Source organism: Paenibacillus catalpae, from assembly GCF_900112695.1.
Lineage (GTDB): Bacteria > Bacillota > Bacilli > Paenibacillales > Paenibacillaceae > Pristimantibacillus > Pristimantibacillus catalpae.
This window is the reverse complement of the sequence record NZ_FOMT01000003.1, coordinates 253,553-280,037: the sequence shown is the minus strand read 5'-3', so window position 1 is coordinate 280,037 and position 26,485 is coordinate 253,553. Positions and strand designations below refer to the sequence as shown.

Sequence of the window (26,485 nt, the reverse complement as noted above, 5' to 3'; positions counted from 1 at the left end):
GTTAGGTTTCCCGAATGAGCAGGGTACATGCTTGCTTACCAATAATTACTCTTTTGGCGTGAGCAATGCCAGCATCTGATCGCGGGCTTCCGGACCTAGAACCGTCGAGGTCTGGAAGCAGGAAGGGCAAATATACGTTACAGTCTCAAACGGCGATTGTATAACCGGTTTGCCGGTTGCCGCATGAATAGTCGGCTGAAGCGTTACGCTTTGTTTGCCCGCCTCCAGCATAAATTCACGGCATGTCGGGCATTCCGGTGCTTCATCCTGACTATCCGTGATTTGACGAATCGTCTGCTCCGCTGCAAGCCACGAAACATTCAATTGGCGGAAACCTTCATTGGAATCTTCGTTATAAGAATCATCCTGCTTCGCTTCTTCCTTCTCGTCCCAATCCTCTTCCCGATCATCCTCATCGCGGTCGATCCCGATCTGCATCGTCCGGTAGCCGCTCAGCTCGTTCTCGCAATGCGGACAATGTTTCTCCGGTCCAATCTCCTCATCCCACACAATCTCGGTGTAACACCATGGACAAATGTTTTGCTCTTCCATTACAATAACCTCCGCAAGCTTAATTGTTCATAATATAGATAACGCCTAGTCCAAAAAATATAATTGCAATCGCGAGCAATATCCCCCAAAAATACTTCATGACTGCCCTCCTAAAAAGAATTGCGAAGCAATTCTTAACTTCGAAAGCATACGCTTAAAGAATTGCGAAGCAATTCTTAACTTCGAAAGCATATGCCAGCTACAAAATAATCGCAGCTCCAATAACATAAGACAAAGAAATCGAAATAACCATCGCAATAAATCCTACAGCCCGGTTATCCTTTGCAATTTCGTCATCAATACGAAATACCGGGGTAAGAAATTCAAATAATAAATAGGCAGCAAGTAATATAATAAAGCCGAATATACCCCAGATCAGACTTTCATACACCGAAACATTTGCTTCAATCGAAAACCTGAAAATATTGCATATCCCGAATATTTTCCCGCTTGTCGCCATGGCTACCGATAAATTGCCGCTCTTGATCTCTTTCCAGCAATTATAACGGGTCACAAGCTCAAAAACGGACAAAAAGACGATAAGCGACAGCACTACCAGCGATACATAAACGAGAGATGCCGCATACGAATTGCTGAGCAGACGATCGACTTCATTACCCATCTTTATCACTCCTATTGCTTGCTTCCTTCCGCCGCAAGCTTGTCGACGGCGAAGCTACTTCAGCTCCGCCACCGTTACGCCTGCTCCACCCTCGCCGTATTGACCAAGACGGTAACTCTTCACCAGACTGTGTCTGCGCAAATATTGCTGTATGCCGGCACGAAGCACGCCGGTTCCTATCCCGTGAATAATATATACTTGGCCGAGTCCGCCCAAATATGTTTCATCAAGGAAACGATCCACCTCAATAATGGCTTCCTCCAGATTAGCGCCGCGAAGATCCAGTTCCATCTTCAAATTATCGTCTTTGGAACGTTTGAGGCTTGTCGTTTGTTTGGGCTGCTGCTTATTGACCTGCACCACTGTCTTAACCAGCTCCAGATCATCCAGGGCGACCTTCATCTTCATAATGCCAAGCTGAACGGTAGCATCCGAACCGCCAATCTCAACGACCGTGCCCTTCTGATTGAGGCTGTAGACCATAACCTCGTCACCTGCCCCAATCTTCGCAGGTTTCTTCGCGCTTCCTCCACCAGCCGGGCGCTTCTTCTTCGATGCAAGCTCCGGTGCTGCCTCCTCCAATTTGCGCTTCGCTTCTATAAGCTTATGCTCCTTGACGGAAGCCCCTTCTTCCAGTGCAAGCTTGCGCAAATCTGCAATAATCTGATCTGCTTCTCGTCTTGCTTTGGCAACAGCCTCATTCGCTTCCTCTTGCGCCTTTTGCAGCATCTTGTCGCGCTGTTCTTCGAAGCGTTGAAGCTCCGCCTCATGGCGCACGCGCTGCGCTTCCATATCCCGCCGCATAGACTCTGCCGTATTACGCTCAGACTCGGCGCTAAGCCGATCCTCTTCGAGTGAAGCAATCATATTCTCGACGCGAAGATCTTCTTCACTCACCTCACCGCGCGCATGATCGATAATCTCTTGGCTGAGACCAAGGCGTTCAGCGATCGCAAAGGCGTTACTGCGGCCAGGCACACCAACAAGAAGACGATAAGTCGGACTTAATGTCGCTACATCAAACTCCATGCTTGCATTTATTACACCTTTACGGTTGTAGGCATAAGCCTTCAGCTCGCTGTAATGGGTCGTCGCGATAATTCGGCTGTCAAGCTTATGGATATGCTCCAGGATTGCAATCGCAAGAGCCGAGCCTTCTGCCGGATCCGTCCCTGCTCCAAGCTCGTCAAGAAGCACCAGACTTTTCGACGTCATCGCTCCAAGAATCCGGATTATGTTTGTCATATGGCTGGAGAACGTACTCAAGCTTTGCTCGATACTTTGCTCATCGCCGATATCCGCATAGATGGAATCGAATACGCAAAGCTGGCTGCCGTCTTCCGCGGGAACGAACAATCCGGACATCGCCATAAGGCTTAGCAATCCCACTGTCTTCAGCGAGACGGTTTTACCCCCGGTATTCGGGCCGGTAACAATAATTGCCGTGAATTGATTGCCAAGCTCCACATCAAGCGGCACAACCTTGTCCGGCGCGATTAATGGATGACGGCCCCGTTTTATTTTGAGGAAGCCTCTGTCATTCATGCGCGGCAAGGTGGCTTTCATTTCATGAGCAAGCCGGGCTTTCGCATAAGCGAAGTCCAGTTTGCCGAGCAGATCCTGATTATACAGCAGGTCCTCTACATAATCTGCAGCGCGGGCAGTCAGCTTTTGCAGGATTTTCTCAATTTCACGAAGCTCTGCAGCTTTCGTTTCCCTCAGCTTGTTATTCATGGATACAATCGCTTCCGGCTCAATAAACAGGGTAGCCCCTGAACCGGACTGATCATGGACGATACCGCCAAAATGCGAACGGTACTCCTGCTTGACCGGAATGACGTAACGGTCATTCCGAAGCGTAATAATCGCATCCTGCAGCATCTTTTGTACCGAGGACGAACGGATCATCTGCTCCAGCTTTTCACGGATACGAGACTCCCCGCTGCGCAGCTCGCGGCGTATGGATGCAAGCTCCGGGCTTGCGCTGTCCATTACTTCACCCTGATCGTCGATGCAGTCAAAGATCGCATCCTCAAGCGGCTTGTGCTCGGACAATTGCTCGGTCAATTGGAACAGAAGCGGAATCGGATCATCTTCATGAAGAATGTCGATATGCTTCTTCACCCGCCGCGCTCCCCTGGCAGTTGCTGCGATATCCAGCAGCTCGGCCGGGTTCAAGGTCCCGCCAATCCGTGCACGGTGCAAGGACGCACTAATATTGACAATACCGCCGAACGGCGCATTTCCCTTCAGCCGGTCTGCCTTATAAGCCTCGTCTGTTGCCTGCAGCATGAGCTTGACGTCTTCCAGATCAGAGTTTGGAGCAAGCTGTTCCGCTACGCTTTTTCCAAGCGATGTAGCGGCATGCTGCACTAATTTATTCGTTATTTTATGAAATTCCAAAGTGGATAAAATTTTGCTGTCCAAGTGAACACTCCTCTCGCCTTTTTATTATAGCTGATCAGGGTTTAGGATGCACGATGTCACATCTTGTTTCATACATGTTTCCCCGATTAATGGTCATAATAGAACTGGGAAAAGAAGCGCACCATACTTAGGCTAACCTAACATAAGGAGGCTAACGATATGAGTTTTCTTGGTCATGTAGTCCGTTTTATCGTTGCAGCCATTGTATTAATGGTTGTAGGCTGGATCGTTCCACAGTTCAGTGTCGGCGGATTCTGGAGTGCTCTCCTGCTGGCTCTTGTCATTGCGGCGCTCGGCTGGATCATTGAAGGTATTTTCGGCAAAAGGGTTACCCCGTTCGGACGAGGAATCGTTGGTTTTATCGCCAGCGCAGCTGTCATCTGGATTGCACAGTTTATCATTGGTGGAGTGTCCGTAACTTGGCTTGGCGCGATTTTAGCCGCTCTTGTCATTGGGATTATCGACTTGTTTATACCGGTCAGCACCCCGTACGAAGCTGGCAGAAGCGATTACCGCAATCGCGACTAGGATCACAACCAAAAGCCCTTGTCCTATCGGAAACGATGGTCAAGGGCTTTTTCATTTGTCACGGGACTGTCACTGCAAAACTGCTCGGGATAAGCTACAATAAGGGAAAGAATTCTATTTTTCAAGTTTGTTATGGGAGGGGTATTGTTGATGAAGAAGTGGCTCATTTTTGCATCTGTGTTGTGCCTTGTGTTCGTCGTTGCCGCTTGCGGATCAAACAGCAATGGCAATAACGATGGATCAAACGCAGCAAGCTCGGATGTTGCAGACGTTGTCATTAAAGCAAGCAGCTGGGAATTCGATCAGCCGGAATATCACATCAAAAAAGGCCAGACGCTGAAGCTCGAACTAATCGATGGCGTTCATGGTGTTGAAATTGAGAAGACTAACCTTAAACTTACTCAAAATAAGGCAAAAACCGTTACGCTGGATGCCGGCGAATACGAAATTACATGCAATATTCCATGCGGCCAAGGTCATTCGAAAATGAAGGCCAAGCTTATTGTAGAAGCAGCTTAATAAACCGCATGTTGAATAATGAAGACCTCTTTGCGAAGAGGTCTTTTTTGTTTTCACGACATGGACGGACGCCAAGGCACATATGAATTATAATGATTCCTTTACAAAAGGGTAAGAAAGACTGATGGTCGCAGCTCTTCCCCTTACACCTTCCGGTCTGATAAGATGATTCATAAATCCATCTTGGCTGATGCTTACAAAGCATGAATAATCATTATAGCTTCGGACATGGCTATTTTGGGGATTATTCATTGGCTGATGCTTACGAAGTATGAATAATCATTATAGCTTCGGACATGGCTATTTTGGGGATTATTCATTTTAGAAGGGAATGATCTTATGAGTTTATTAAACGGACGGATTGCCATCGTAAGCGGTGCAGGTTCAGGACTCGGCAGAGCAACTTCCCTGTCATTCGCGAAGGAGGGGGCCGAAGTTGCTTTACTGGGCCGCCGCGAGAGCAAGCTGCAGGAGACTGCGGCGTTGATCAAGCAGACCACTGGGCGAGAAGCACTTATCATCCCTACCGATATTACGCAGGAAGAACAAATACAATCCGCAGTCCAGCAGGTCGTTGACCGATGGGGTACCATACATGTTTTACTAAATAATGCTGCCGTGCTTGAGCCCGGATCCGTATTAGAATTAACCTCAGAGGATTGGCATGCGCAAGTGGCGACTAATCTGACAGGACCATTCCTTCTGACCCGAGCCGTACTCCCGGCAATGCGCAAAAGCAAATATGGCCGTATTATCAATATAACATCCGGCTTATCCTGGAACGGGGCGGGCGGTTATGCCGCCTACAGCGCAGCAAAAGCAGGCCTGGAATCGCTGACCCGCACACTAGCCGACGAAGAGCATGAGCATGGCATCCTCGTTAATCTCTATAATCCAGGTACCTTGCGTACCGAAATGCACGCAACGGGCAAAGATCCGGCTGTCGTTACCCCGGACCTCAACCGACTGGCCAGCCTGCCGGTTGGCGGACCAACAGGCACCATCGTAAGCTACGGTTAACATGTTGATTAAGCCCGTTCCAATGATAAGTCATTGGAACGGGCTTTTTCGCGCACAGTTCCATCTCGCACAACAAAAGAGCCATCCGCTTGTAAGCGGATGGCTCTTCGTTATCCTATTTAACTGTGCTCGATCAGTTCAATCCATTCATTGTACTCGGTTTGAAGCTTGCGGTATTCAATCTCCAACTTCTCATGCTTCACGGACAGAACTCTTAATTCCTCGCGAAGAGCTTCTGTTTCTCCGGATGCTTCCTGATGCTCGGCTGACAACGTTTGCGAACGCTCATCGAGCATCATGCGCAGCTCAGCAGCCGCAGCCGCTTCCAGGCGTGCCGCCTCAAGCTGTTCGAGAAGGGACTTCTCTGCTGATTCGCGGGCACGTTCCAACTCCGTTAAACGCTCTGCTTCTTGCTTCGCCTGCCGCACAAGCTGCTGCTCGGCTTGAAGCTGCTCGCTTAAATTCTGGATTTGAGATGCCGCCGCCTCGATCTGCTGTACCGTGATTCGCTCCCGAGCCGCTGTATATTCAAGCTGCTCCAAAAGCTCGCTCTCGCGTTTCATTGAAAGGGTGAGCAGTTCTTCCTTTTCAAGTCCGCGTAGCTCTGCTTCTGACATCGCAGCTTCCAGCTCCTCGATTCGAAGGCGCAGATTATGCTGCTGTTCTTCCTGCTTGGACAGAAGCTCAGAATACCGCTCTTCCGCCTCCGACAGACGTTCTTCATAGCGGTGTTCGTATTGCTGTCTTTGCAGGTCGAATTTGCGATAATGCTCCTGCTCCCGTTCATCCCACTCCGCCTTAAGCTCTTGCTGCTGGCGTTCAAGCAATTCGATTTGCTCCAAATGCTGAAGTTCCAGCCATTCGGTCTGCTCGGCAAACTGCTTCTCGAGTGCGCGCAGCTGATCTTGATGACGCTGCTCCAGCTCGGTGATTTGTTGTTCATGCTGCTCCGCAGTAGCTGTCTGTTGAACTTGAAGCCGGTTTTCCAGCTCTTGCTGCGACAGTTGGGATTCCTCCAGCTGCTGCTGAAGTTCAGCGTATCGTTTCTCATACCGTTCCTTCAGTTCAAATTGCTGCTCGGCATGACGCAGTTCAATCTGTTCCTGCTGTTCTTGATATTTGCGTTCCAGCTTTTGCTTGTCTTCTTCGAATTGAATTTCCAGCTCAAGCTCTTTCTCTTCGAAAATAGCGGAGGCTTCGGTCAATTGCTGAGCCTGCTCTGCCAGACGGCGCTCCGCCTCACTATATCGATCCGCATGAAGCTGCTCAATAGCTGAGCGTTCCGCTTCAAATTTACGCTGCTGTTTCTCCATTTCATCTTGAAGAAGGTCAAATTGCTCCTGCAAATGCTGCAGCTTCTCTGTTTGTTCCGCAGCGAGAACTTCAACAGCCGTTTGCAAATTTTGCTGCTTGGCAGCTTGCTGTTCCAATTGTCCGATTGTTTCAAGCGACAGCGCATATTGCCGGGAAACTTCCTCCAGCTGCTCTTTGGCATCCGCATATTGCAGATCAAGCTCCTGCGCTTGCTGCTCCATCACCTGAATGGAAGAGCGCAGCGCCTCTTCTTGCTCCATCGCCTGCATCAGATGATCATCTGCAGCTTGGAGGCGGAGTTCATGCGACTGCTTGTCCTGGTTCCAGGCTTGCTCAAGCTCAGACACTTTAGTCAAGAGCCTTGTACGTTCCTCAATCCAGCTGTTACGGCGGCGTTCAAAATCAGCCCTCAACGTTTGTTCCAGTTGATCAAGCTGCTCCTGCCACTGCTGCTCCTTCGACTGAACAAGCTCAACGGCCTTGACGCGTTCTTGCTCCAGCTCTTCGGCAGCAATTACCTGAGCCAATGTCAGCTCATCTGCTGCTTCCGCCATTTTTGCGCGTTCACGCTCCAGCTCCTGCGCCGCTGCTGCTTGCTGCTCAGTAAGTGCTTGTGCCGTTCTTGCTCGTTCTTGTTCCAACTGCTCGGCCAGTAATTCCGCAGCTTTCATACGTTCACGTTCCAGCTCTTCCGCAGCCAGTACCTGCGCTAATGCAAGTTCATCCGCTGCCTCCGCCGCTCTAGCGCGCTCGCGCTCTAACAACTCTGCCAGCTCGGCGGCTTTTACACGCTCATGCTCAAGCTCCTCTGCAGCCAGTGCCTGGGCTAACGCTAATTCTTGCGCTGCCTTTGATTGCTCTTCAGTCAACGCCTCCGCGGCTCTTGCACGCTCGCGTTCAAGCTCTTCCTCAGCCAGTGCTTGCGCCAACGCTAATTCCTCAGCTGTTTCCGCCATTTTTGCGCGCTCCAGCTCAAGTACCCGTGCTGCCGCCGCTTGCTGCTCGGCAAGTACTTGCGATGCTCTCGCACGCTCGCGCCCGACTTGCTCGGCCAACAATTCTGCCGCCTTCGCCCGTTCGCGTTCGAGCTCTTCCGCAGCCAGAGCTTGCGAAAGTGCCAGCTCGTCCGCGGCTTCTGCCGCTCTTGCACGCTCGCGCTCCAGCTCCTGCGCCGCTGCCGCTTGTTGCTGAGCCAATGCCTCCGCGGCTCTTGCCCGTTCACGCTCCAATTGCTCTGCCAGCTCTTCCGCTGCTCTCGCACGCTCGCGTTCGAGCTCTTCCGCGGCCAGCGCTTGCGCCAGTGTCAACTCCTCCGCGGCTTCTGCAGCTCTTGCGCGCTCTTGCTCAAGCTTCTGCGCCGCTTGCGCCTGCTGCTGAGCCAATGCCTCTGCGGCTCTTACACGCTCACGTTCCAGCCGCTCTGCGAGCTCTACTGCCGCTTTCGCGCGCTCGCGCTCCATATCTTCAGCAGCCAGCGCTTGCGACAGCGCCAGCTCTTCCGCTGCTTCCACTGCTCTTATGCGCTCACGCTCCAGCTCCTGAGCTGCTGCTGCTTGCTGCTCCGCCAGCTCTTCCGCGGCTTTCGCACGCTCGCGTTCGAGTTCCTCCGCAGCCAGAGCTTGCGCCAGTGCCAACTCTTCCGCTGCTTCAGCCGCTCTTGCACGCTCGCGCTCCAACTGCTCCGCTGCTGCCGCCTGCTGCTGCGCTAACGCCTCTGCTGCTCTCGAACGCTCACGTTCCAGCTGCTCCGCCAGCTCTTCTGCCGCTTTCGCACGCTCTCGTTCCAGCTCCTCAGCTGCCAGAGCTTGCGCCAAAGCCAGCTCTTCCGCTGCTTCCACCGCTCTCACCCGCTCGCGCTCCAGCTCCTGTGCCGCTGCCGCTTGCTGCTCCGCCAGCAGCTCCGCGGCTTTCGCACGCTCACTTTCGAGCTCCTCTGCAGCTAACGCTTGCGAAAGTGCCAGCTCGTCCGCTGCTTCCGCCGCTCTCGCGCGCTCGCGTTCCAGCTCCTGCGCTGCTTGCGCCTGCTGCTGCGCTAACGCTTCAGCCGCTCTTGCACGCTCACGCTCCAGCTGCTGCGCCAATACCTCCGCTGCTTTCGCACGCTCGCGTTCCAGCTCTTCCGCGGCAAGCGCTTGCGCCAAAGCCAGCTCTTCCGCTGCTTCCGCCGCTCTCGCGCGCTCCTGCTCCAGCTCCTGCGCCGCTTGCGCCTGCTGCTGCGCTAACGTTTCCGCTGCTCTTGCACGCTCACGCTCCAGCTGCTCCGCCAGCTCTTCCGCTGCTTTCGCACGCTCGATTTCGAGCTCTTCCGCAGCCATCGCTTGCGAAAGCGCCAATTCTTCGGCCGCTTCTACGGCTCTCCTGCGTTCGCGATCCAGCTCCTGCGCAGCCTGTGCCTGCTGGTCAGCCAACACTTCTGCTGCCTTCGCACGCTCACGCTCCAGCTCAGCTTCCGCTTTTGCCTGGGCCAGCTCCAGCTCCTGCTCCAGCTGCTCTGCCGCAAGCGCCTGAACACGCTCGATCTCCTCCGTTGCCTCAGCTTGTGCTAATGCAAGAAGCTCGGCCGCTTCCTCCAGCTTCGCAGCAAGTTCTTCAGCTGCAGCAGCTTTCACCGCTGCAAGCTCTGTCTCGTATTCACTGCGGAGCTCTTCGAGATCGTCCTTCGACTTCTGCTGAACGGCAGCCAGCTCCTCGCGAAGCGAGATTTCCAGCCTGCTTGCCTGCTCCAGCAAATCCACCAGCACAAGACGCTTTGCTTCCGCGTCATGCAAATTATCGTTTTCACGGCGCAGACGGAACACTTCCTCCGTCATTTGCACGGCAGCAAGTACAGCCAGCTTTGGCATATCAAGACGAGGAGAGCCGATCGCGAGCTTTTTCATGGCATCGTCAATCGTGCCAGCTACCCTTTTAATATAATCAGCATTGTTGTGGCCTTTTAGTTTATATTGATGACCGTATATATCAACGGTAACAACGGTTTGATCAGTATCCATACTGGGTAACCTCCTATTAAATATGTCTCGTATCAAGTGTAACGACTGCTTCGTCCTATGGAGAGGCCGCATTCGTTTTTCATATTTTTATAACGTGCTAAGCAAATCAGACCATTTGCCTTCATCTATGTAACAAAAACCAGCAATAAAAGTTTCAAATCTGTGAAAAAACTCATCTTTCAGAACCTTTTCGAGGGAAAAAACACAAAAAAAGCCGCATCGAAAGTTCACAAGGAACTATTTCGATGCGACTTAAAAGGTTTCCTGCCTACTTTCTTAATTCTGCCGCAAAAGATTGTTCAAGCTCTGCAACGACTTTGCCATGCAGTTCAGTCACTTCTTCATCGTTCAGCGTACGGCCTTCATGACGGTAAACGAGAGACAAAGCAACGCTCTTTTTACCCGCGCCAAGCTTCTCGCCCGTGAACACGTCGAACACTCGAACGGATTCGAGCAATTCGCCTGCAACGGCCCAAGCCGTTGCCGTCAGCTTCGCTGCCGGAACAGACTGATCAAGCACAACAGCGATATCGCGCTGCATAGCCGGGTAACGAGGAAGAGCTTTGTATTCAATGTCGGAATCAGCCAGCTCATACAATTTACCCAGTTCAACCTCAACCACGTACGTATCAGCAATATCGCTCTCATGCTGCAGAGTTGGATGCAATTGGCCGACATAACCGATCGTTTCCGGACCATGCGCCGTATCCACGATAACCGCCGCTGTTCTGCCCGGATGGAAGTTCAACGGTTGAGCCGATTCATAACGCACTCTGGCCGTTAAACCAAGAACATCAATGACCGTCTCCAGAACGCCTTTCGCATCGTAAAAATCAACCGGAGCCGATTTGCGGTTCCACTGTGCATCTACGCGGTTGCCTGTAAACAGAACAGCCAAGCGATGCTTCTCCTGCGGAAGACGCGTAAGCTGCTCTTCATCGGTGTGGAAGACGCTGCCGATTTCGAAAATAGCAGAGGATTCGTTTTTACGGTTGCGGTTATAGACGGCCGTCTCGATCAGCTGCGCAATCAGCGTTGTACGGAGAACGCTGCGGTCCTCGCTCATTGGCATCGCCAGCTTGACCGGCTTCAGATCCTTGCCGGACAGGTCAGGGAACAGTTCTGTACGGGATGGGCCTGTGAACGAGTAGCTGATGACTTCATGCAGACCGGCATCGGTTAATCTTCTGCGCAGATCACGGCGGATTGCCTGCGGCTTCGTCAGCGCGCCAGGCGTTACGTCACCGTGAATTGGAGTCGTTGGAATATTGTCATAGCCGAACAAGCGGGCTACTTCTTCAATCAAGTCAACATCGCGCGTAATATCGCCGCGGCGCGTTGGTACCGTTACGGAGAACAGATCATTCGCATCCGATAGACGGTAGCTAAAGTGCAGACGATCGAAAATCGTTTGAACTTCAAGGCGTGAAAGCTCCGTACCCAGGTAACCGTTGATTTTCGCAAGAGTCACATCAACAACGGCAGGTGCAGCTTCACTCGCTACCACCTCAACGATTCCTTCTTCCACAAGACCATCGGCAAGCTCGGCAATAAGAGCAGCAGCACGGTTCAGGGCTGGAATGACGCGGGCCGGATCCACTTCCTTCTCGAAGCGGATGCTCGATTCGGAACGGAGACCAAGCTGGCGGGAGGTTTTACGGACTGTACCGCCGTCGAACTTCGCCGACTCAAGCAGAATGTTAACGGTCTTCTCGGATACTTCCGAGTTCGCTCCGCCCATTACGCCAGCAAGGGCAACAGCTTTCTCACCGTCCGTAATAACAAGCATATGCGGTTCAAGAGCACGCTCTTGATCATCCAGCGTTACGAGCTTCTCGCCCGGATTAGCCAGACGTACATCAATGCGGCCCGTCGTAATGGAATCCGCGTCAAAAGCATGAAGCGGCTGGCCGTACTCGAGCATAACAAAGTTCGTCACGTCCACAACGTTGCTGATCGGACGGATGCCCGCAGCGATCAGGCGGTTTTGCAGCCATTGCGGAGACGGTCCGATCTTAACGCCTTTAATGTAACGAGCGCTGTAATGCGAGCACTGCTCTTTCGCGCTGATCGATACGGAGATATGGCTGTCCGCGCGTTCAGCTGCATGGTTAACCGCAGGCTCTGGCAAACGCACTTCGCGGCCCGTCAAGGCGCCAATCTCATAAGCAACGCCAAGCATGCTGAGGCAGTCCGAACGGTTAGGCGTCAGATCCAGTTCAAGCACTTCATCGTTGATGCCAAGAACATCCCCAATTGGCGTACCTACCGGAGTCGCTTCCGGCAGCACAAGAATACCTTCCTGCTGCTCTTTCGGCAGCAGCTTGTCGTTAATGCCAAGCTCCTTCGCCGAGCAGATCATCCCCTGCGATTCCACGCCGCGCAGCTTCGCGCGTTTGATCGCAAAATCTCCCGGCAGCTTCGCGCCAATCATCGCAACCGGTACTTTTTGACCGGCGTCTACGTTTTTGGCTCCGCATACGATTTGAAGCTCTTCGCCTGTACCAACGTCAATCTTACACACGCTCAGCTTGTCGGCATCCGGGTGCTTCTCACGAGATTTCACGTAACCGACAACAACGCCGGATACGCCTTTATTCAAGGATTCCACGCCGTCGATCTCAATACCGCCGCGCGTCATTTTCTCCGCCAGCTCTTCAGCCGTGAAGCCAGACAAATCGATATATTTATTCAACCATTGATATGATACTTTCATCGCTTATTTCCCCTCCCCTTACATTCTCGCGAATTGGCTTAAGAACCGCTGATCGTTCGTATAGAAATGACGGATATCATCGATGCCGTATTTCAAAAGCGCAATACGTTCCACGCCCATGCCGAACGCAAAACCGCTCACCTCTGCGGGATCGTAGCCGCCCATCTCGAGAACGCGCGGATGAACCATGCCGCAGCCGAGAATTTCGAGCCAGCCTGTTTGTTTACACATCCGGCAGCCATGGCCGCCGCATTGCACGCACGTTACGTCAACTTCCGCACTTGGCTCCGTGAACGGGAAGAAGCTTGGGCGAAGACGAATTTGTGCCTGCTCGCCGTACATTTGCTGCACAAATTGAAGCAGCGTTCCTTTCAGATCGCTCATGCGGATGTTAGGACCAACCACAAGTCCTTCAATTTGATTGAACTGGAACGAATGCGTCGCGTCGTCATCATCGCGGCGGTATACTTTGCCCGGGCAGATGACTTTGATCGGCTTGCCGTTCATTTGCTGCATCGTCCGCACTTGTACCGGGGATGTATGCGTCCGCATCAGAATATCCTCCGTAATATAGAACGAATCCTGCATATCGCGGGCAGGGTGGTTCTTCGGAAGGTTGAGAGCTTCGAAGTTGAAGTAGTCAGTTTCCACTTCCGGACCTTCGGCAATGGAATAACCCAGACCTACAAACACATCTTCGATTTCCTGCGCGACTTTGTTCAGAGGATGTACAGCGCCAGTTGGCAAAGCTTTGCCCGGCAGCGTGACGTCAATGGTTTCCGCGCGAAGACGGTTTTCCGTTTCAGCCGCAAGGAATGCGTTTTGCTTCTCGTCAATGACGGTCTCAATAGCGGCGCGCACATCGTTACCCACTTGGCCGATAATAGGACGCTCTTCAGCGCTTAAGCCGCCCATACCGCGCAAAATCTCGGTCAGCGCCCCTTTTTTTCCTAAGTATTTTACACGCAAATCATTCAGCTGCTGCGGATTATCGACCTGCTGCAGTTCTTGCAGCGCTTCTGCGCGCAATGCTTCCAAACGTTCTTTCATCGTAAAATCTCGCCTCCATCATCGAATATCAAACCATAAAAAAAAGGCCTTCCTCCCCGTAAGGGACGAAAGACCGTGGTACCACCCTAATTCGGATTGCCGAGTTATCCCTGCTCAAAAATGAAACAGGCATAATCACAATCCCTCAAGCCCCGTTAACGGCGGGAACCGGACCTTCCCTAATTCGCTTTAGGCGTATGGCTTTAAGCGGTTCAGGCGTCTGCTCCGGAGTGAACTTCGGCAGCCTAATCCCGTAAAGACGCTCGCAATCCATGGCGCCTTCTCCCTGTACGGAAGCTCTGCTTACTTATCTCCATCAAAGCTTTGATGCTGTTGGACACAATAATCTATATTATATGCATTTCCGTATTTCCTTGCAACCATTCAATGCAGGACAAACTTATTTTTTGAGCAGTCCCTGCTCATAAGCATATCGGGTAAGCTGGACGCGGTTGTCGAGATGCAGCTTTTGCAAAATGTTCTTGAGATGGTTTTTGACGGTATGCTCAGACAACCCGAAGGCCGTCGCAATTTCCTTGTTGGACTCTCCCGTCACAACCCGCTCAAGAATATCCTTCTCACGCGAGGTAAGCGGCGTTGTCATGGCGGAAGGATCAAATGCACCCGCAGATCCTCCTGGCTTGATTGTGCTTGTCCCGTTCGAAGAGGCGGCCGAAGAAAACTCCTGCAGCAGCTTGAAGGCAATTTCCTTTGACATTGGCGCTTCATCATCCACGACAGCCCGGAGATATTCTCTCCAGGCGGAAGGCGAAAGGTTCTTGAACAAGTATCCTTGAGCTCCCCGCTTGATGGCTTCGAACAGATGAGTAATATCATCCGAGACCGTCACCATTACAATCTTAAGAGACGGATACAGAAACTTCAGCTGCTGCGTTGCTTCGAGGCCGCCCATGCCGGGCATATTAATATCCATCAGCACAAGATCGGGCAAAACATCATCAATCCGTGCAATTGCTTCTTCACCGCTTGCTGCTTCCCCAACCACAATAAATTCCGGATCCAATCCGATAATTTCCCTCATGCCTTCCCTTCCATGCGGATGATCATCCACCAGAAAAACACGAATTTGCGTTCCTGCTCCATTCATTTTCTGTCACCTCCTGATTCAATAAGAACCGTTGTCCCTTTACGTTCCGCACTTCTAATATCAAACGCCCAGCCCATCTGCTCCGCACGGTCCCTCATCATCCTTACGCCGTACCGGTCCTTTGCTTCAAGCTCGCTTGGCGGAGCCCCGACTCCGTTGTCCCTGACCTCGCAATAAAACCCCGCTTCGCCTTGCTCATGACTAATTACCTGCACTTCCGTCGCCTGTGCATACTTGCGGACATTCATAAGCGCTTCCCTGATAATCGCCTGCAGCTCTACCAGTTGTTTATTCGTTAAAGCACCCTCCGGCAGCTGCCAATCCAGATGAACGCGCACCCCGCTGTTTTGCAGCAGATCATACGCTGCGCTATGAATCGCATTCAGCCAGGAAACGTCCACGACAACGGAAGGCGACTGCAAATTTGCGATCGACTGCCGGACATCTTCGTAGACATGCTTGACCGTTTGGCGGATCTGAACGGTTGTTTGTCTTGCATCGTCATTTAAATCAGAGTGCTCGAGCTTATCCAGCTTAACCGACAACAGGAAGAGCGATTGGGAGATGCCGTCATGCAGCTCGCGTGCCAGCTGCTCCCTCTGCTGGAAAGCCGCTTTCGAAACCCGCTCCCGTTGAAGCGCCTCCTGCATCTGTTCCAGCTTGGCAAACAACCCGCGCAATAAAGTTAAAGTAAAGAGAAACACAAGAACCGGGGCCAGGAAGTTGCCCAGCTCCATTGAAATGTACGGCAGCAGGAAGACGTGCCGGACATATTCCCAGAAGCCAACCACAATCGTAGGGATCCATAGAATTAAAAATTTCAGCGATTTATAGGACATGGTGCCCTCCTAAAAAGAATTAGCACACAAACAGCCTGGGATTGGGCTGTTCGTGATGATTCTTGCTTCGTAAGCATTAACTTAAATGAATTGCGGATTTAATTGGCCGTATTCCGGCCAATTACAGCGATTCATACCTCGCAAGCGTTAACTAACGTTATAAATCATTAACGAGGATAACATTTCCCGGGTAATGGAAAAAGAACTCCCCTCCAAGTGTACTAGACGCCTGCAGAAAGAACAATTCGTATAAGAAGGTTCTGCCGCGAGCACAATGAGAAAAAGGGTATGAGGGGAGGACCTACCGGTGACAGACGGCCATTTCAAACTTGCAGAGCTCGCAGACCGCACTGAAGCACTTGAAGAAATTCGTCAATTGGAACAAAAACTGACCGATCAGATCGGCTCAACAATCAGCTTAATCGCTTATGAGTCTGAGGAAGATAAGTAATTAGAATAAGATACGCCTCCGCTATTGGCTTGGGGGCGTTTTTTCTATTGACAGGGAATCCATTTCCATTTATTTTTGTTGTACATACAAAATAGAAATCATCAAACAGCAAGGAGGGCATAGGATATGAGAAACGACGACATTGATCCGGCAGCTGCTGCGGACGATAATGAAGCTTTCTTGCACAGCTGTTTATATTTCACGGCCAATCGTCTGAGCAGAGCGGTAACGCGTATGGCCGACGAAGCATTTGCTACAACAGGGCTTGCACCCGGCTACGGTTATGTCATTCGGCTTTGTGTAGCCAAACCAGGCATTACGCAAAAGGAATTATCCGAAAAGCTGTATATTACCCCTTCTACTCTTACCCGGTTCATCGATAAGCTGGAGGCCAAACATCTTGTAGAACGCAAGGTACAAGGGAAAACCGTACTTATCTATCCGACTGAGAAAGGCAGGGAGCTTGAGCCCACAATCCGTGCCGCTTCCAAGCAGCTGCTAGAATCGTATCAAGCTGTTCTCGGAATTGAAGCAGCAAAGATGCTGACACAATCCCTGGAGTCGACTAGCGAGCAATTAGAGAGATAAAAGTGAGCGCAGCTCAACGGTCAACGTTCTGAACATTTTCAATCCGTTCAAAACAGCTCCAAACCATGTTCCTTAACAGGAACTTTTTTCGGAATAGAGTTGTATGTACAAACAAAGGATGAGGTGCGGTTTCATGAATCAGGTCAAAAGTAAATTTTATTACGGGTGGATTATCGTCCTCCTTACATTCATTACGCTGCTGGTGTCGGCAGGCATCCGTTCAATGCCCAGCGTGCTCATGATCCCCTTCCAGGAGGAATTTGGCTGGAGCAGAGGCGAAATATCCAGCGTTGCCTCCATCGGCATTTTACTATACGGTCTGGTTGGTCCATTCTCCGCCGCCCTGCTGCTTCGCTTCGGCATCCGCAAGGTCGTGCTCTTATCCTTGTCGGTACTCGCCGTCAGTCTCGCGCTTACTCCGTTCATTACTGCCTTGTGGCAATTTGATCTGCTGTGGGGGCTTGTCTCTGGTCTTGCGACCGGCATGATGGCGAATGTGCTTGGTGTAACGGTCAGTAATCTGTGGTTTGTCAAAAGAAAAGGGCTTGTTGTGGGGATGCTGACGGCAAGCGCTGCTGCCGGACAGCTGCTGTTCCTGCCGCTGCTGGCCAAGATGACCTCCGATTACGGCTGGCGGTATGCGATGTATACGGCCGTTGCAGGTATCCTAGCCGTATTTGTCATTGTTGCGATCTGGATGAAGAATCATCCGTCCGAGGTGGGTGCAGCTCCATACGGGACAGATGAGATTGTACAGCCAACGCCTTTCCGGGGTAATCTGTTCCTGTCTCCTATTCAGAATCTCGCTTATGCGATGAAAAATAAAACGTTCTGGCTGCTCGCCGGGACCTTCTTCTTCTGCGGATTTTCCACGAACGGCCTGATCGGCACTCATCTGATTGCGGCTTGCGGTGATCATGGGATGGTGGAAGTGGCTGCTGCCGGACTGCTTGCCATGATGGGTATATTCGATCTCTTTGGTACGACCATCTCCGGCTGGTTGTCTGACCGCTTCGACAGCCGGTGGCTGCTGTTCTGGTATTACGGCCTTAGAGGATTATCTTTGCTGTTCCTTCCTTACGCGCTTACTGCCACACCGGCAATGCTTGTTGTTTTCTCGGTGTTCTACGGCCTGGATTGGATCGCCACCGTGCCGCCAACGGCGAAGCTCGCCGGTGAAACATTCGGCAAGGAAAAATCCGGCATGATCTTTGGCTGGATCGTGGTGGCTCATCAGATCGGTGCTTCAACCGCCGCTTATGGCGCAGGAGTAATGCGCGACTGGCTCGGAAGCTACTCGCAGGCTTTTGTCATCGCAGGCTTCACCTGCTTCTTTGCCTCTCTGATGGCTATTCGCGTCAAAAGACATCTGACGGAACGCAAGGGACCTGCAGTTCAGGCCTGATTTGATTAAGAAATCTCGGACACTGCCTTCAATTGCAGGGAAGCGTCCGAGGTTTTCTTGGTCGGAAGGGCATAACCGTCGATCATCAATAAAAACTGTGGAGGTCATACGTTGGATTTACTCCAGTAAATTTATCCTTGCAGGCTGCCATCGCATGCTCAGAATGGATTACATCCAACGTAAAGGGCTATGAAAGGAGGATACCGGGCTACGTGAGCTCATTATGCTGCATCAATTCCAATGTCGCGGACAAATACCTGCTCTCACGTCGATTATGCTGGATGAAATCCAGTGTGGCGCTCACCAACATGACATATCTAACACCACTAGTGGATTAACTGCCATCCGTTATTTCCGCCCTTTACAACATTTCAAGCCAGCGAGAAATATCGGATATACTGCCATCCGTTATTTCCGCCCCCAGCGAAAATCCCCGATACAAAGAGCGTATCCGGGATTTCGTCCGCAAGAAAACACGGGTAAAGATCATCCGTGTTTTCTGCGTTACACCCTAAATTTCTCAATCTCCAACTGCAACTGTTCTGCCATCTGGGACAAATTCAAAGCAGCGCCGGAAATACCTTTCATCGCTTCCAACTGTTCTTCCGCGGATGCGGATACCTGCTGGGCGCCGGAAGCCGTATGCTCCGACACTTCGGTGATCGATTTCATCGATTGAACCATCTGCTCGGCACCGGCCGCCATTTGCTGAACGGATGAGGATACCTCCTGAATTTGGATCGACACGATATTCACCGACGTCTGAATGGATCCGAAGGATTCTCCCGCGGTATTAACCATCCCAAGCCCCTCGCTGACCTCAACCGTCGCTGCTTCCATCGACTGAACGGCTTTTTGCGTCTCCTCCTGAATGGTTTCAATTAACCCGGATATTTGCTGGGCCGACAGACTCGACTGCTCGGCTAATTTCCGCACCTCAACAGCTACTATTGCAAATCCGCGCCCATGCTCACCGGCTCTTGCTGCCTCAATCGCGGCATTAAGCGCAAGAAGATTGGTTTGAGTAGACAGGCCCTTAATGACACTGCTGATTTGTCCGATCTCCTGAGAGCTCGCACCGAGACAGCCAATAACTTGGGACAGCTCGTTAACCGTACGCGATATCGCCTTCATCTGCCCGATTACGGTCTGAATAGAGGCGGTGCCTTCTGCAGCCTTTGAATAAGCATCAAGCGTTGTATCCGAAACAATCTGCGTGTTACGCGCAATCTCCTGCGCCCCAATCGAGATTTCGGTAATCGTCCTGGATGCTTCTTCCACGGTATTGAACTGATTTTCTATCCCTGATGCGACGGATTGCATAGTGGTTGCAATTTGCTCTGTCGCAAGCGAGGTCTGGTCCGCACTTGCCGTCAGTTCTTCAGCCGATGCCGCTACCTGCCCCGCATTCGAGCTGACGGTCTGAATCAGCTCTCGCAAATTCCGGCGCATCTTCTTAAAGGAGACCGCCAAATCTCCGATCTCATCTTTGTTTTTCACATCCAGCTCCGATGAAGTCAGGTCTCCCGCCGCTATTTTTTCCGCAGCTTTGGACAGCTCCACTACCGGTCTGCTAATGATTCTGCCTATGTATAACGCAACCGCAAGCCCGATCAGAATAGCAAACACCCCAAGGAGCAGCATGGAGGTTTTGATACCCTCGATCTGCTCAGACGTTGCGGTGTGACCCTCATTCATAACCGTCTGCTGATAAGCCGTCAGTTCATCCATCTTGCTGTCAAAAGCCGAAGCAATCTCATGTCCCTGTGTAGTAAGCAGCATCAAATATCCTTCGGTTTTATTCTGGTCCTTCAGCTGCATCTCCTGAGTCGCAACTTCATGGAATTGATTTTCCAGCTCAATCAGTTCTGTAAGCAGTTCCTTCGCTTTCGCAAGCTTAATGATGGCATTCAGATCACCGCTTAGCTTCAGGAAGCTAACATGAGCCTCCTTGAAATTTTGGGCGGAGGATTCATCCTTTACGATCAAGTATCCCCGGGCATTCAGCTGCTCCTTCTTGATCGCAACGTTCATCTCCTGGATCAATAATAATTTTTTCGCCTTATCATCAATCAACTTCCCATACGCTTGATCCACCGAAGTTATTTTGGAATAACCGATACAAACAATTGCCGTCAAGATGACAAGCACAGTCAAAAAACCAATGAACAATTTCCTGCTTACGGTCAACTTCATTACTGCACCTCTTATTGGGTAATGGTTACTAAAAACGGCTGCGATTCATGCTGCTGATCGGAGATTTGTTTTTATTTCCACTAATTCCATAAATTAACGATATTAACATTCCTTATTTTAGGAGAATTGACCTACGATGATCTAGTACAAAATCTGGGATTTTTAGACTTTTGAAGCATAAAAAAAGAGAATATACCCAAAAGGTACATTCCCCGGATCCAACTTTATAGCTTATTTCAGAAATTTAACCAAGTCCAGCTTAACCTCTTCCACCCAAACATCCGTAATCTCGGCATCCCTGAAGTATTTCCAGGCTTCATAATAAACTTTCGTCATATAGACCGATACATCATACCGTCCCATAGGGAATGTGACCTTATAACCTTCAAAGAATTCTCCCGTAATACCATCTTCAGTCATAGTTAATCTCTCCCCTAGCCCTAGATCATGCCTCTACATAATATCTAATTTTAGGAGATTATGTGCTTCCAGTCTAGCAGGAAATTAACATATCATGAAAGCTTTGGTTTACTGGTTAAGTTATCCAAATAATCCGGCCAATAAGATCCGGGAACCGGCGGAAAACCTCGGTCATCCGGCCAAATATACACCCAGCCCTGCGTAAACGGATTCTTGTCATCACGAACCCAGACCCGTTCATAATCATTTTTTTCCTCGATGCCGTAAAACTCCTCCAGCTCATCGAGCAAAGCGAGTCCTGCCCGGTCAATTGTTAGCCATAATCCTTGAATAACCGAACCGTTCTTCCGGGCTGTCTGGTCCCTCACCGCAGCAGGATACGCCCCGGCATCCACCAATCTGCCCATGATCATACCAGCTTCCATTTTCCTGATAAAGGGTGCTGCGACAAAATGATTGATAAGGCCCGGCAGTAAAGAGCCGTATATGAATACCGTCACCGTGTCCCGTGAATGCATGCCTTATGACCTGCCTGGTGCTTGCAGGGTAATGCCGGCTTTTATCAGCGCCTCCCGGATACGGGAAGCAAACAGGGCTGCGTGAGGACCATCGCCGTGCAGGCAAATCGTATCCGCCAGTACACGTACCGGTGCACCTTCCGGGGTAAAAGCGATTCCCTGTAATGCCATCGCTACCGCTTGCGAAGCAGCCTCGTCTGCATCCTGCAGAACAGCCCCTCGCTTGCTGCGGGAGGCCAGACTGCCATCGGGCTCGTAAGTCCGGTCCGCAAACACCTCGGAAGCGGAAGGCATGCCGTAATACATCGCCGTATCCAGCAGCTGACTGCCGGATTGGCCGTAAACGATAAGCTGATCATCAATAGCCATCGCAGCTCTGACAATGGCTTCCGCGACCGCCTTATCCTGATTGGCCATATGATAAAGGGCACCATGCGGCTTCAGATGAGCAAGCTCGCCGCCTATCGCGCGAACAAAGGCTTGCAGGGCGCCTAGCTGATACAAGACAAACTCGTACACCTCAGAAGCGGTAACCTGCATTGCCCGGCGGCCAAAGCCAAGCCGGTCCGGCAGGCCGGGATGGGCGCCAATGGCAGCGCCGGCAGCCATAGCCTGCTTCACTGCGGTGTTCATCGTATGAGGATCACCGGCATGAAAGCCGCAGGCGATATTCACGCTTGTTACATATTGGAGAAGCTCTGCATCCTGTCCGAAGGAATAGATGCCATAGCCTTCTCCGAAATCACAGTTGAGATCAACCGTGCGATTAATAATTGCCATGCTTGTTCTCCTTTCGCTTATGGCTGACGACTGCGAATTGCAGCGACCAGATAGCGGATGTCCAGCTCCCGCCGGCGGTCCAGCCGCTGTGCTTCGTCCAGGGTGACAAGCTGAAACCGGATGGCATCACCCGGTTTCGCTTGGGCCAGAAGCGGCATGTCGACTGTCGCGACATGCGCGATTTTGGGGTAGCCGCCGGTCGTCTGGCAGTCGGCGGCAAGAATAATTGGCCCGCCGCCGGGCGGCACCTGCACGGCGCCGGGCGTTACCCCGTGCGAGAGCAGCTCCGCACGGGACTGCCTTATGAGCGGGGTGCCGGTCAGGCGGCACCCCATCCGGTCCGAGGCGGGAGCGACGGCATACCGCTCCCGGAACAAGGCTTCACGGGCAGCTTCGCTAAACTGCCCGTATTCGCTCCCCGGCATCGCGCGAAGCACGATGCCGTCTTCGCCGTCGCCGCCGCCGTAGGCTCCCGGCGGCGCAAACCACGGCGCGGCAGCCCATGGCAGGCGGCGGCCGGCCGCTTCCGGCGCTGTCGCGGCGGCGGCTTTGCCCTGCCGCGACAGCGCCGTGGCCCATGCAGCTGCCCACTGGAACGGGGCAGCTGCGCCCTGCCCTGCGCCGCAGGGCAGGGCATCGCCGGCGGCAAGTCGCCGCCCGGCCAGCCCGCCCAGCGCGGCGCGCACATCCGTGCTGCGGCTGCCGAGCTCGCGCGGCACGCCGAAGCCCCCCGCTGCCGCTATGTATGCGCGGCAGCCGCTGATTGCGCCGCCAAAGCGGAGCACCGCGCCGCGCGGTACAAAGACCGGCCGCCACATCGGCAGCTCTTCGCCATCGATGGTTGGCTCCAGATAAGCGCCGCAAACGGCAATCAGAAGATCTGTCTCCACCTCAAGCTCCGGTCCAACAAGCGTTATCTCAAGTCCTGCTGCCCCTTCCTCGTTGCCAACGAGAAGGTTGGCCATCCGGAGGGCATACCGGTCCATCGCTCCGCCCGTTGAAATGCCGGAGGAACGATAGCCTATTCTCCCCAGATCCTGAACCGTCGTAAGCAGGCCTGCTTTTACCACCTTCATGCCATGAGCACTTACCGTTTGGATTCCCATTCCAACTTCCCCTCTATTCCTTCGATCCGTCGTTAACTGTCATTGGAGACAGGAATAAATCTGATGCGGTCACCTGCTCGAAGCAGCACAGGCTCCCTTCGTTCCTTGTTGAACATCACAATTGGCGTATACCCGATAATCTGCCAGCCGCCGGGAGTCGCGAGCGGATAAATCCCGGTCTGCTTCCCGGCAATACCAACAGATCCCGCAGGTACTACGGCGCGTGGAGCTGATTTGCGCGGCTGCTCCAGCTTCTCTGGCAGACCGCTCAAATATGGAAAGCCCGGCATAAACCCGATCATGGCCACCGTATATTCCACCTTGGAGTGCTCCTCGATGAATTGATCCGCCGTCAGACCCGAGCGCGCTGCCGACTCCTCCACATCCGGGCCGTGTTTCCCTCCGTAATAGGTAGGCAGATCAATCCTGCGTCCTTGTATCTCCCGTTCAGCCGCTGCCCTTCCGTCCTCCATAAGTGCGGTCAGCTTCCGTTCCGCCAGCTGATAGGGCAGGAGACTGCCGGGTTCCGGTCCGTTCTCGATCTCCAGCCACAGTAAAGCAGGGTCGTACAGAACCGTTACCGTCTCGTAAGCCGGAACAATGTCAATCATCCACGCTTCGGCTTGCAGCTTCAACTTCCATGCAAGGTCAGCCATCTGCTTCCAGCCGTCCGCGCCTGCCGTGTCATCCTGCTGAAGGACGATTGCACGGTCACCTAGCGGTGTTACCTGAATTGACATGATCTGCACCCCCGTCGTTAGTCTTTTACCCATTGTAAGAGAAATCCGTTATAACGGCCATCCTATAACAGAAAAAGAAGTGCCCCTCGGGACACCTCCTCTTAGCTGAAGCACAATATTTCTGTCTGATTTGGCTATTGCTGTCCGCATCATTGCACATACCGGTTGATAACCTCAACCAGCAGATCATTCAGCAGCTTTGTCTCATATTCGCCTACTGCCGGCTCCAGGTGATCACTGCCAATCCCGCTGTCGTCCGTCAGGAATAAATAGGTTCCTCCGGTTGCAACAGCCGCAAACCGCAGCAAGTACTCTGTATCCACGTCAACCCCGCTTGACGCGACCGGAATAATACGAATGCCTTCCTTGGCCGCTTCCGTTATCGCGCTATGCATTTCCTGCAAAATCTGAGTCTCATGATGAGGCGGTGCGTCAAGCACAAGGAAGAGCAGTCTGGCACGCGCATCCTCACTCCATTTATGCCCGCTGACGGCATCCCGCAAAGCCTGCTCTACCGCTTCGGGATAATCCCCGCCTCCCTGCGCCTTCTGCATGGCGATAAGACGAACCGCTTGATCAATATTGGCTGTAAAAGGATTCGACTTCACCACATAGTCGTCATGAATGTCACGGTAAAAATTCGAGCTCATCTTTATATCCAGCTGATTCGCATGCTGATCCCCCACCCGGGTAATTACATCCTTCAGTTCCGCTTCCAAATAGTCCATTTCATCCTGCATGGAGCCCGTCGTATCCACAACGAACATAACATCAACCTGATCGGAGACCGGCAGCTCGCCGTCTAGATCGATCTTCAAAGCTCCTTGACCCGGAACTTCGATATTGGATACCTTTTTCTTCTGCTGTTCCGCCATCACTTCCACAGAGTAACGCGTTCGTTGATTAGGCTGCTGATTATCCGGGAACAAACCGGCGAACAAATACGCTTTGCCATCGGCATTAGTTCTGGCTGACCAGACTGTCTCCTTCTGCTGGCCGATCAGCTTCACGGTCGCGTCGGATACAGCCTTGCCGTCCGAGGTTACCAATACCTCCAGCCGATTAAAGAACTCAAAGCCCCAATATGTTGAGCTGTCACTGCCTTCACGGCTGTTCAATAAATTGTTGAACCTCTCCCAAGCGGCAAGATCATCCCACTCGCCGGCCGTGAGCTGCCCTGCCTGAATCGGAGCATCTGTCCGTCCCTGACGGCGCACCTCTTCCTTGTGAGCTTCCGGTTCCTCGGCCGTATCCTCCACCGTGTTCCCCCGGTCGTCAGCAGCTGACTCGGATGTGCCGGTATCCGTCCCTGGGGCTGAATCACCTTTGTTGGCAGCTGCGTTATTTTCGCTAGAAGAAGAACAGCCTCCTAGAATAAGCAGAATAACGAACAGCGAAAAAATCATGGTCATGAGCTTGCTTCTCGTATGAACTCTTAGCATTTTCCACAACCCCCTTTTTTTTACTATTAGACGCTAGGGATTGGATGATTGTTGCATTAACCGGCGATCAACATTACAATCAATAGCAGGCATCCCGGCAGACGATATCGGAAGCCGATCTATGCCAGTCATGGAGGGCTGCACGAATGGAAATTATTCAACTAAAAGACATTGAGATTGTATACCAGCAGCAGATGAAGGAGCTTCCGTTTCAATCAGCTGAGCTGGTACTGGTGTCGGATTACGGATCGAGGCTGTGGTATGTAGATGTGAACGGCGTAGAAGATGCCGAGCTGCTCCAATGGTTTGGACAAAGCGAGGATATTCGGGTCGAGCTGTACGCAACAGCAAAAGACGGGCGAACCTTTAACGGGACCGCTTATCTTCATCCGAACGAGCCGCATCAGGCTGCTGCCCTTCGAGGAGACGGAGAGCTCCGCGAAACCTAAAAAGCCTCTTGTACATATGGAAGGAGAACGAGAACAACATGACTATTACTTCAAGACTGATTACGAGCGAACAAGATCTTCAGGCGGCCTTTGATATCCGCAAAAAAGTATTTGTGGACGAGCAGGGTGTACCAGCGGAAAACGAATACGACGAATTCGACGAAACTGCCAAGCATGTTCTCGTCCTATATAATGGCGAGCCCGCAGCAACAGGCCGCCTTAGAGATGTGGATGGCGTTGCGAAGCTGCAGCGGATCTGCGTCCTCGAGTCCCACCGCAAATACGGTCTCGGCCGTGCCGTTGTTGAAGCTTTGGAGTCTATCGCCCGCGATGAAGGTCTCAAGGAAGCCAAGCTGAACGGCCAGACTCACGCCGAACCTTTCTATTCCAAACTCGGCTACAACACCGTATCCGATATCTTCATGGAAGAGGGTATCCCCCACGTCACCATGAAAAAGACGCTGTAAAATCTGCTTTCCCAAGGAGTTGCCTGTTACTGGCAGCTCCTTTTCTTTTGCCCTTACTTAATCTCTAGCCAATCCTAATCACGCTATTCACCCGCTCGCGCGAAATACTCACACATCCGAGCGCCTGATTACTCATCAGGCGCCAACCACCGCCTCCCCCCAAAAAGGGGCTGCCTATTTTTAGGCAGCCCAGTTATTTGGGTTTGTGTGTGAAGGTTGAGTGCGAAGAGAGGTA

General features: G+C 52.1%; 24 protein-coding genes. 8 read left to right on the top strand and 16 right to left on the bottom strand.

The genetic code is table 11. The annotated features are described in order from the left end of the window. Positions 1-45 precede the first annotated feature (45 nt). From BM200_RS14975 to BM200_RS14965, 3 genes are all read right to left on the bottom strand, one after another. Positions 46-552 (bottom strand): hypothetical protein, encoded by a 507-nt coding sequence (locus BM200_RS14975; protein WP_091186900.1) that lies wholly within the window; start codon positions 550-552, stop codon positions 46-48. Between the two features lie 199 nt (positions 553-751). Then, positions 752-1,174, bottom strand: a complete 423-nt coding sequence (locus BM200_RS14970; RefSeq protein WP_091186899.1) for a DUF350 domain-containing protein — start codon at positions 1,172-1,174, stop codon at positions 752-754. 54 nt (positions 1,175-1,228) lie between these two features. After that, entirely contained in the window at positions 1,229-3,601 is a 2,373-nt protein-coding gene (locus BM200_RS14965; RefSeq protein WP_091186896.1) for an endonuclease MutS2, read from the bottom strand. Between the two features lie 159 nt (positions 3,602-3,760). Between BM200_RS14965 and BM200_RS14960 the strand changes: the two genes are divergently transcribed. From BM200_RS14960 to BM200_RS14950, 3 genes are all read left to right on the top strand, one after another. After that, positions 3,761-4,129 (top strand): phage holin family protein, encoded by a 369-nt coding sequence (locus BM200_RS14960; RefSeq protein WP_091186895.1) that lies wholly within the window; start codon positions 3,761-3,763, stop codon positions 4,127-4,129. A gap of 150 nt (positions 4,130-4,279) precedes the next feature. Beyond that, positions 4,280-4,648 (top strand): cupredoxin domain-containing protein, encoded by a 369-nt coding sequence (locus BM200_RS14955; RefSeq protein WP_091186892.1) that lies wholly within the window; start codon positions 4,280-4,282, stop codon positions 4,646-4,648. Positions 4,649-4,987: 339 nt separating this feature from the next. After that, the gene (locus BM200_RS14950; RefSeq protein ID WP_091186890.1) at positions 4,988-5,668 is read left to right on the top strand and encodes an SDR family NAD(P)-dependent oxidoreductase; all 681 of its coding nucleotides are present in this window, start codon (positions 4,988-4,990) and stop codon (positions 5,666-5,668) included. A gap of 119 nt (positions 5,669-5,787) precedes the next feature. Here BM200_RS14950 and BM200_RS14945 read toward each other — a convergent pair whose 3' ends face one another. The 6 genes from BM200_RS14945 to BM200_RS14925 form a co-directional block, all read right to left on the bottom strand. Beyond that, the gene (locus tag BM200_RS14945) at positions 5,788-9,975 is read right to left on the bottom strand and encodes a hypothetical protein (protein ID WP_091186887.1); all 4,188 of its coding nucleotides are present in this window, start codon (positions 9,973-9,975) and stop codon (positions 5,788-5,790) included. Between the two features lie 268 nt (positions 9,976-10,243). After that, on the bottom strand, positions 10,244-12,691 hold the full coding sequence (gene pheT, locus BM200_RS14940) for a phenylalanine--tRNA ligase subunit beta (RefSeq protein ID WP_091186885.1): 2,448 nt from the start codon (positions 12,689-12,691) through the stop codon (positions 10,244-10,246). A gap of 18 nt (positions 12,692-12,709) precedes the next feature. Beyond that, entirely contained in the window at positions 12,710-13,741 is a 1,032-nt protein-coding gene (gene pheS, locus BM200_RS14935) for a phenylalanine--tRNA ligase subunit alpha (RefSeq protein WP_091186882.1), read from the bottom strand. A gap of 145 nt (positions 13,742-13,886) precedes the next feature. Further along, entirely contained in the window at positions 13,887-14,015 is a 129-nt protein-coding gene (locus tag BM200_RS30625) for a hypothetical protein (protein ID WP_281248384.1), read from the bottom strand. A 126-nt stretch (positions 14,016-14,141) separates the two neighbouring features. Further along, a complete protein-coding gene (locus BM200_RS14930) occupies positions 14,142-14,849 on the bottom strand; it encodes a response regulator (RefSeq protein ID WP_091186881.1) in 708 nt (235 codons plus the stop codon). Continuing rightward, positions 14,846-15,688, bottom strand: coding sequence for a sensor histidine kinase (locus BM200_RS14925; protein ID WP_091186878.1), 843 nt, complete (start codon positions 15,686-15,688; stop codon positions 14,846-14,848). Before BM200_RS14925 ends, BM200_RS14930 begins: the two co-directional genes overlap by 4 nt. Before the next feature lie 307 nt (positions 15,689-15,995). Here BM200_RS14925 and BM200_RS30030 point away from each other — a divergent pair, with 307 nt between their 5' ends. From BM200_RS30030 to BM200_RS14915, 3 genes are all read left to right on the top strand, one after another. Then, complete coding sequence (locus BM200_RS30030; RefSeq protein WP_175532877.1) at positions 15,996-16,139, top strand: hypothetical protein; 144 nt, start codon at positions 15,996-15,998, stop codon at positions 16,137-16,139. A gap of 126 nt (positions 16,140-16,265) precedes the next feature. Continuing rightward, on the top strand, positions 16,266-16,727 hold the full coding sequence (locus tag BM200_RS14920; protein ID WP_091186875.1) for a MarR family winged helix-turn-helix transcriptional regulator: 462 nt from the start codon (positions 16,266-16,268) through the stop codon (positions 16,725-16,727). A 133-nt stretch (positions 16,728-16,860) separates the two neighbouring features. Then, positions 16,861-18,132 carry an MFS transporter gene (locus BM200_RS14915; RefSeq protein ID WP_091186873.1) on the top strand — a complete coding sequence of 424 codons (1,272 nt, stop codon included), beginning with the start codon at positions 16,861-16,863 and terminating at the stop codon, positions 18,130-18,132. Between the two features lie 504 nt (positions 18,133-18,636). Here BM200_RS14915 and BM200_RS14910 read toward each other — a convergent pair. The 7 genes from BM200_RS14910 to BM200_RS14880 all read right to left on the bottom strand — a co-directional run bounded on the left by BM200_RS14910 (position 18,637) and on the right by BM200_RS14880 (position 25,334). Further along, positions 18,637-20,328 carry a methyl-accepting chemotaxis protein gene (locus BM200_RS14910; RefSeq protein WP_091186870.1) on the bottom strand — a complete coding sequence of 564 codons (1,692 nt, stop codon included), beginning with the start codon at positions 20,326-20,328 and terminating at the stop codon, positions 18,637-18,639. A 231-nt stretch (positions 20,329-20,559) separates the two neighbouring features. Then, positions 20,560-20,748, bottom strand: a complete 189-nt coding sequence (locus BM200_RS14905) for a hypothetical protein (protein ID WP_015842998.1) — start codon at positions 20,746-20,748, stop codon at positions 20,560-20,562. Between the two features lie 92 nt (positions 20,749-20,840). Further along, positions 20,841-21,266: a gamma-glutamylcyclotransferase family protein gene (locus BM200_RS14900; protein ID WP_091186868.1), complete on the bottom strand. Its 426-nt coding sequence runs from the start codon at positions 21,264-21,266 to the stop codon at positions 20,841-20,843. A gap of 3 nt (positions 21,267-21,269) precedes the next feature. Then, entirely contained in the window at positions 21,270-22,046 is a 777-nt protein-coding gene (locus BM200_RS14895) for a LamB/YcsF family protein (RefSeq protein WP_091186865.1), read from the bottom strand. A 17-nt stretch (positions 22,047-22,063) separates the two neighbouring features. Beyond that, positions 22,064-23,152 carry a 5-oxoprolinase subunit C family protein gene (locus BM200_RS14890; RefSeq protein WP_245773030.1) on the bottom strand — a complete coding sequence of 363 codons (1,089 nt, stop codon included), beginning with the start codon at positions 23,150-23,152 and terminating at the stop codon, positions 22,064-22,066. Positions 23,153-23,184: 32 nt separating this feature from the next. Continuing rightward, positions 23,185-23,892 carry a 5-oxoprolinase subunit PxpB gene (pxpB, locus tag BM200_RS14885; protein ID WP_175532876.1) on the bottom strand — a complete coding sequence of 236 codons (708 nt, stop codon included), beginning with the start codon at positions 23,890-23,892 and terminating at the stop codon, positions 23,185-23,187. Between the two features lie 149 nt (positions 23,893-24,041). Then, positions 24,042-25,334 carry a VWA domain-containing protein gene (locus tag BM200_RS14880; RefSeq protein WP_091186860.1) on the bottom strand — a complete coding sequence of 431 codons (1,293 nt, stop codon included), beginning with the start codon at positions 25,332-25,334 and terminating at the stop codon, positions 24,042-24,044. A gap of 146 nt (positions 25,335-25,480) precedes the next feature. Between BM200_RS14880 and BM200_RS14875 the strand changes: the two genes are divergently transcribed. After that, positions 25,481-25,783, top strand: a complete 303-nt coding sequence (locus BM200_RS14875) for a hypothetical protein (RefSeq protein WP_091186858.1) — start codon at positions 25,481-25,483, stop codon at positions 25,781-25,783. Between the two features lie 38 nt (positions 25,784-25,821). Beyond that, positions 25,822-26,250: a GNAT family N-acetyltransferase gene (locus tag BM200_RS14870; RefSeq protein WP_425434570.1), complete on the top strand. Its 429-nt coding sequence runs from the start codon at positions 25,822-25,824 to the stop codon at positions 26,248-26,250. The last annotated feature ends 235 nt before the right edge of the window (positions 26,251-26,485 follow it).

Excerpts from the sequence above, each read along its gene's own strand:
- BM200_RS14875 (WP_091186858.1), top strand. The coding sequence starts at position 25,481 with ATGGAAATTATTCAACTAAAAGACATTGAGATTGTATACCAGCAGCAG.
- BM200_RS14955 (WP_091186892.1), top strand. The coding sequence starts at position 4,280 with ATGAAGAAGTGGCTCATTTTTGCATCTGTGTTGTGCCTTGTGTTCGTC.
- BM200_RS14975 (WP_091186900.1), bottom strand. The coding sequence starts at position 552 with ATGGAAGAGCAAAACATTTGTCCATGGTGTTACACCGAGATTGTGTGG.
- BM200_RS14960 (WP_091186895.1), top strand. The coding sequence starts at position 3,761 with ATGAGTTTTCTTGGTCATGTAGTCCGTTTTATCGTTGCAGCCATTGTA.
- pxpB (WP_175532876.1), bottom strand. The coding sequence starts at position 23,892 with ATGTCAATTCAGGTAACACCGCTAGGTGACCGTGCAATCGTCCTTCAG.
- BM200_RS14915 (WP_091186873.1), top strand. The coding sequence starts at position 16,861 with ATGAATCAGGTCAAAAGTAAATTTTATTACGGGTGGATTATCGTCCTC.
- BM200_RS14895 (WP_091186865.1), bottom strand. The coding sequence starts at position 22,046 with ATGGCAATTATTAATCGCACGGTTGATCTCAACTGTGATTTCGGAGAA.
- pheS (WP_091186882.1), bottom strand. The coding sequence starts at position 13,741 with ATGAAAGAACGTTTGGAAGCATTGCGCGCAGAAGCGCTGCAAGAACTG.
- BM200_RS14910 (WP_091186870.1), bottom strand. The coding sequence starts at position 20,328 with ATGAAGTTGACCGTAAGCAGGAAATTGTTCATTGGTTTTTTGACTGTG.
- BM200_RS14890 (WP_245773030.1), bottom strand. The coding sequence starts at position 23,152 with ATGGGAATCCAAACGGTAAGTGCTCATGGCATGAAGGTGGTAAAAGCA.
- BM200_RS14925 (WP_091186878.1), bottom strand. The coding sequence starts at position 15,688 with ATGTCCTATAAATCGCTGAAATTTTTAATTCTATGGATCCCTACGATT.
- BM200_RS14930 (WP_091186881.1), bottom strand. The coding sequence starts at position 14,849 with ATGAATGGAGCAGGAACGCAAATTCGTGTTTTTCTGGTGGATGATCAT.
- BM200_RS14945 (WP_091186887.1), bottom strand. The coding sequence starts at position 9,975 with ATGGATACTGATCAAACCGTTGTTACCGTTGATATATACGGTCATCAA.
- BM200_RS14920 (WP_091186875.1), top strand. The coding sequence starts at position 16,266 with ATGAGAAACGACGACATTGATCCGGCAGCTGCTGCGGACGATAATGAA.
- BM200_RS30625 (WP_281248384.1), bottom strand. The coding sequence starts at position 14,015 with ATGGATTGCGAGCGTCTTTACGGGATTAGGCTGCCGAAGTTCACTCCG.
- BM200_RS14870 (WP_425434570.1), top strand. The coding sequence starts at position 25,822 with ATGACTATTACTTCAAGACTGATTACGAGCGAACAAGATCTTCAGGCG.
- pheT (WP_091186885.1), bottom strand. The coding sequence starts at position 12,691 with ATGAAAGTATCATATCAATGGTTGAATAAATATATCGATTTGTCTGGC.
- BM200_RS14905 (WP_015842998.1), bottom strand. The coding sequence starts at position 20,748 with ATGACTGAAGATGGTATTACGGGAGAATTCTTTGAAGGTTATAAGGTC.
- BM200_RS14950 (WP_091186890.1), top strand. The coding sequence starts at position 4,988 with ATGAGTTTATTAAACGGACGGATTGCCATCGTAAGCGGTGCAGGTTCA.
- BM200_RS14880 (WP_091186860.1), bottom strand. The coding sequence starts at position 25,334 with ATGCTAAGAGTTCATACGAGAAGCAAGCTCATGACCATGATTTTTTCG.
- BM200_RS14900 (WP_091186868.1), bottom strand. The coding sequence starts at position 21,266 with ATGCATTCACGGGACACGGTGACGGTATTCATATACGGCTCTTTACTG.
- BM200_RS14970 (WP_091186899.1), bottom strand. The coding sequence starts at position 1,174 with ATGGGTAATGAAGTCGATCGTCTGCTCAGCAATTCGTATGCGGCATCT.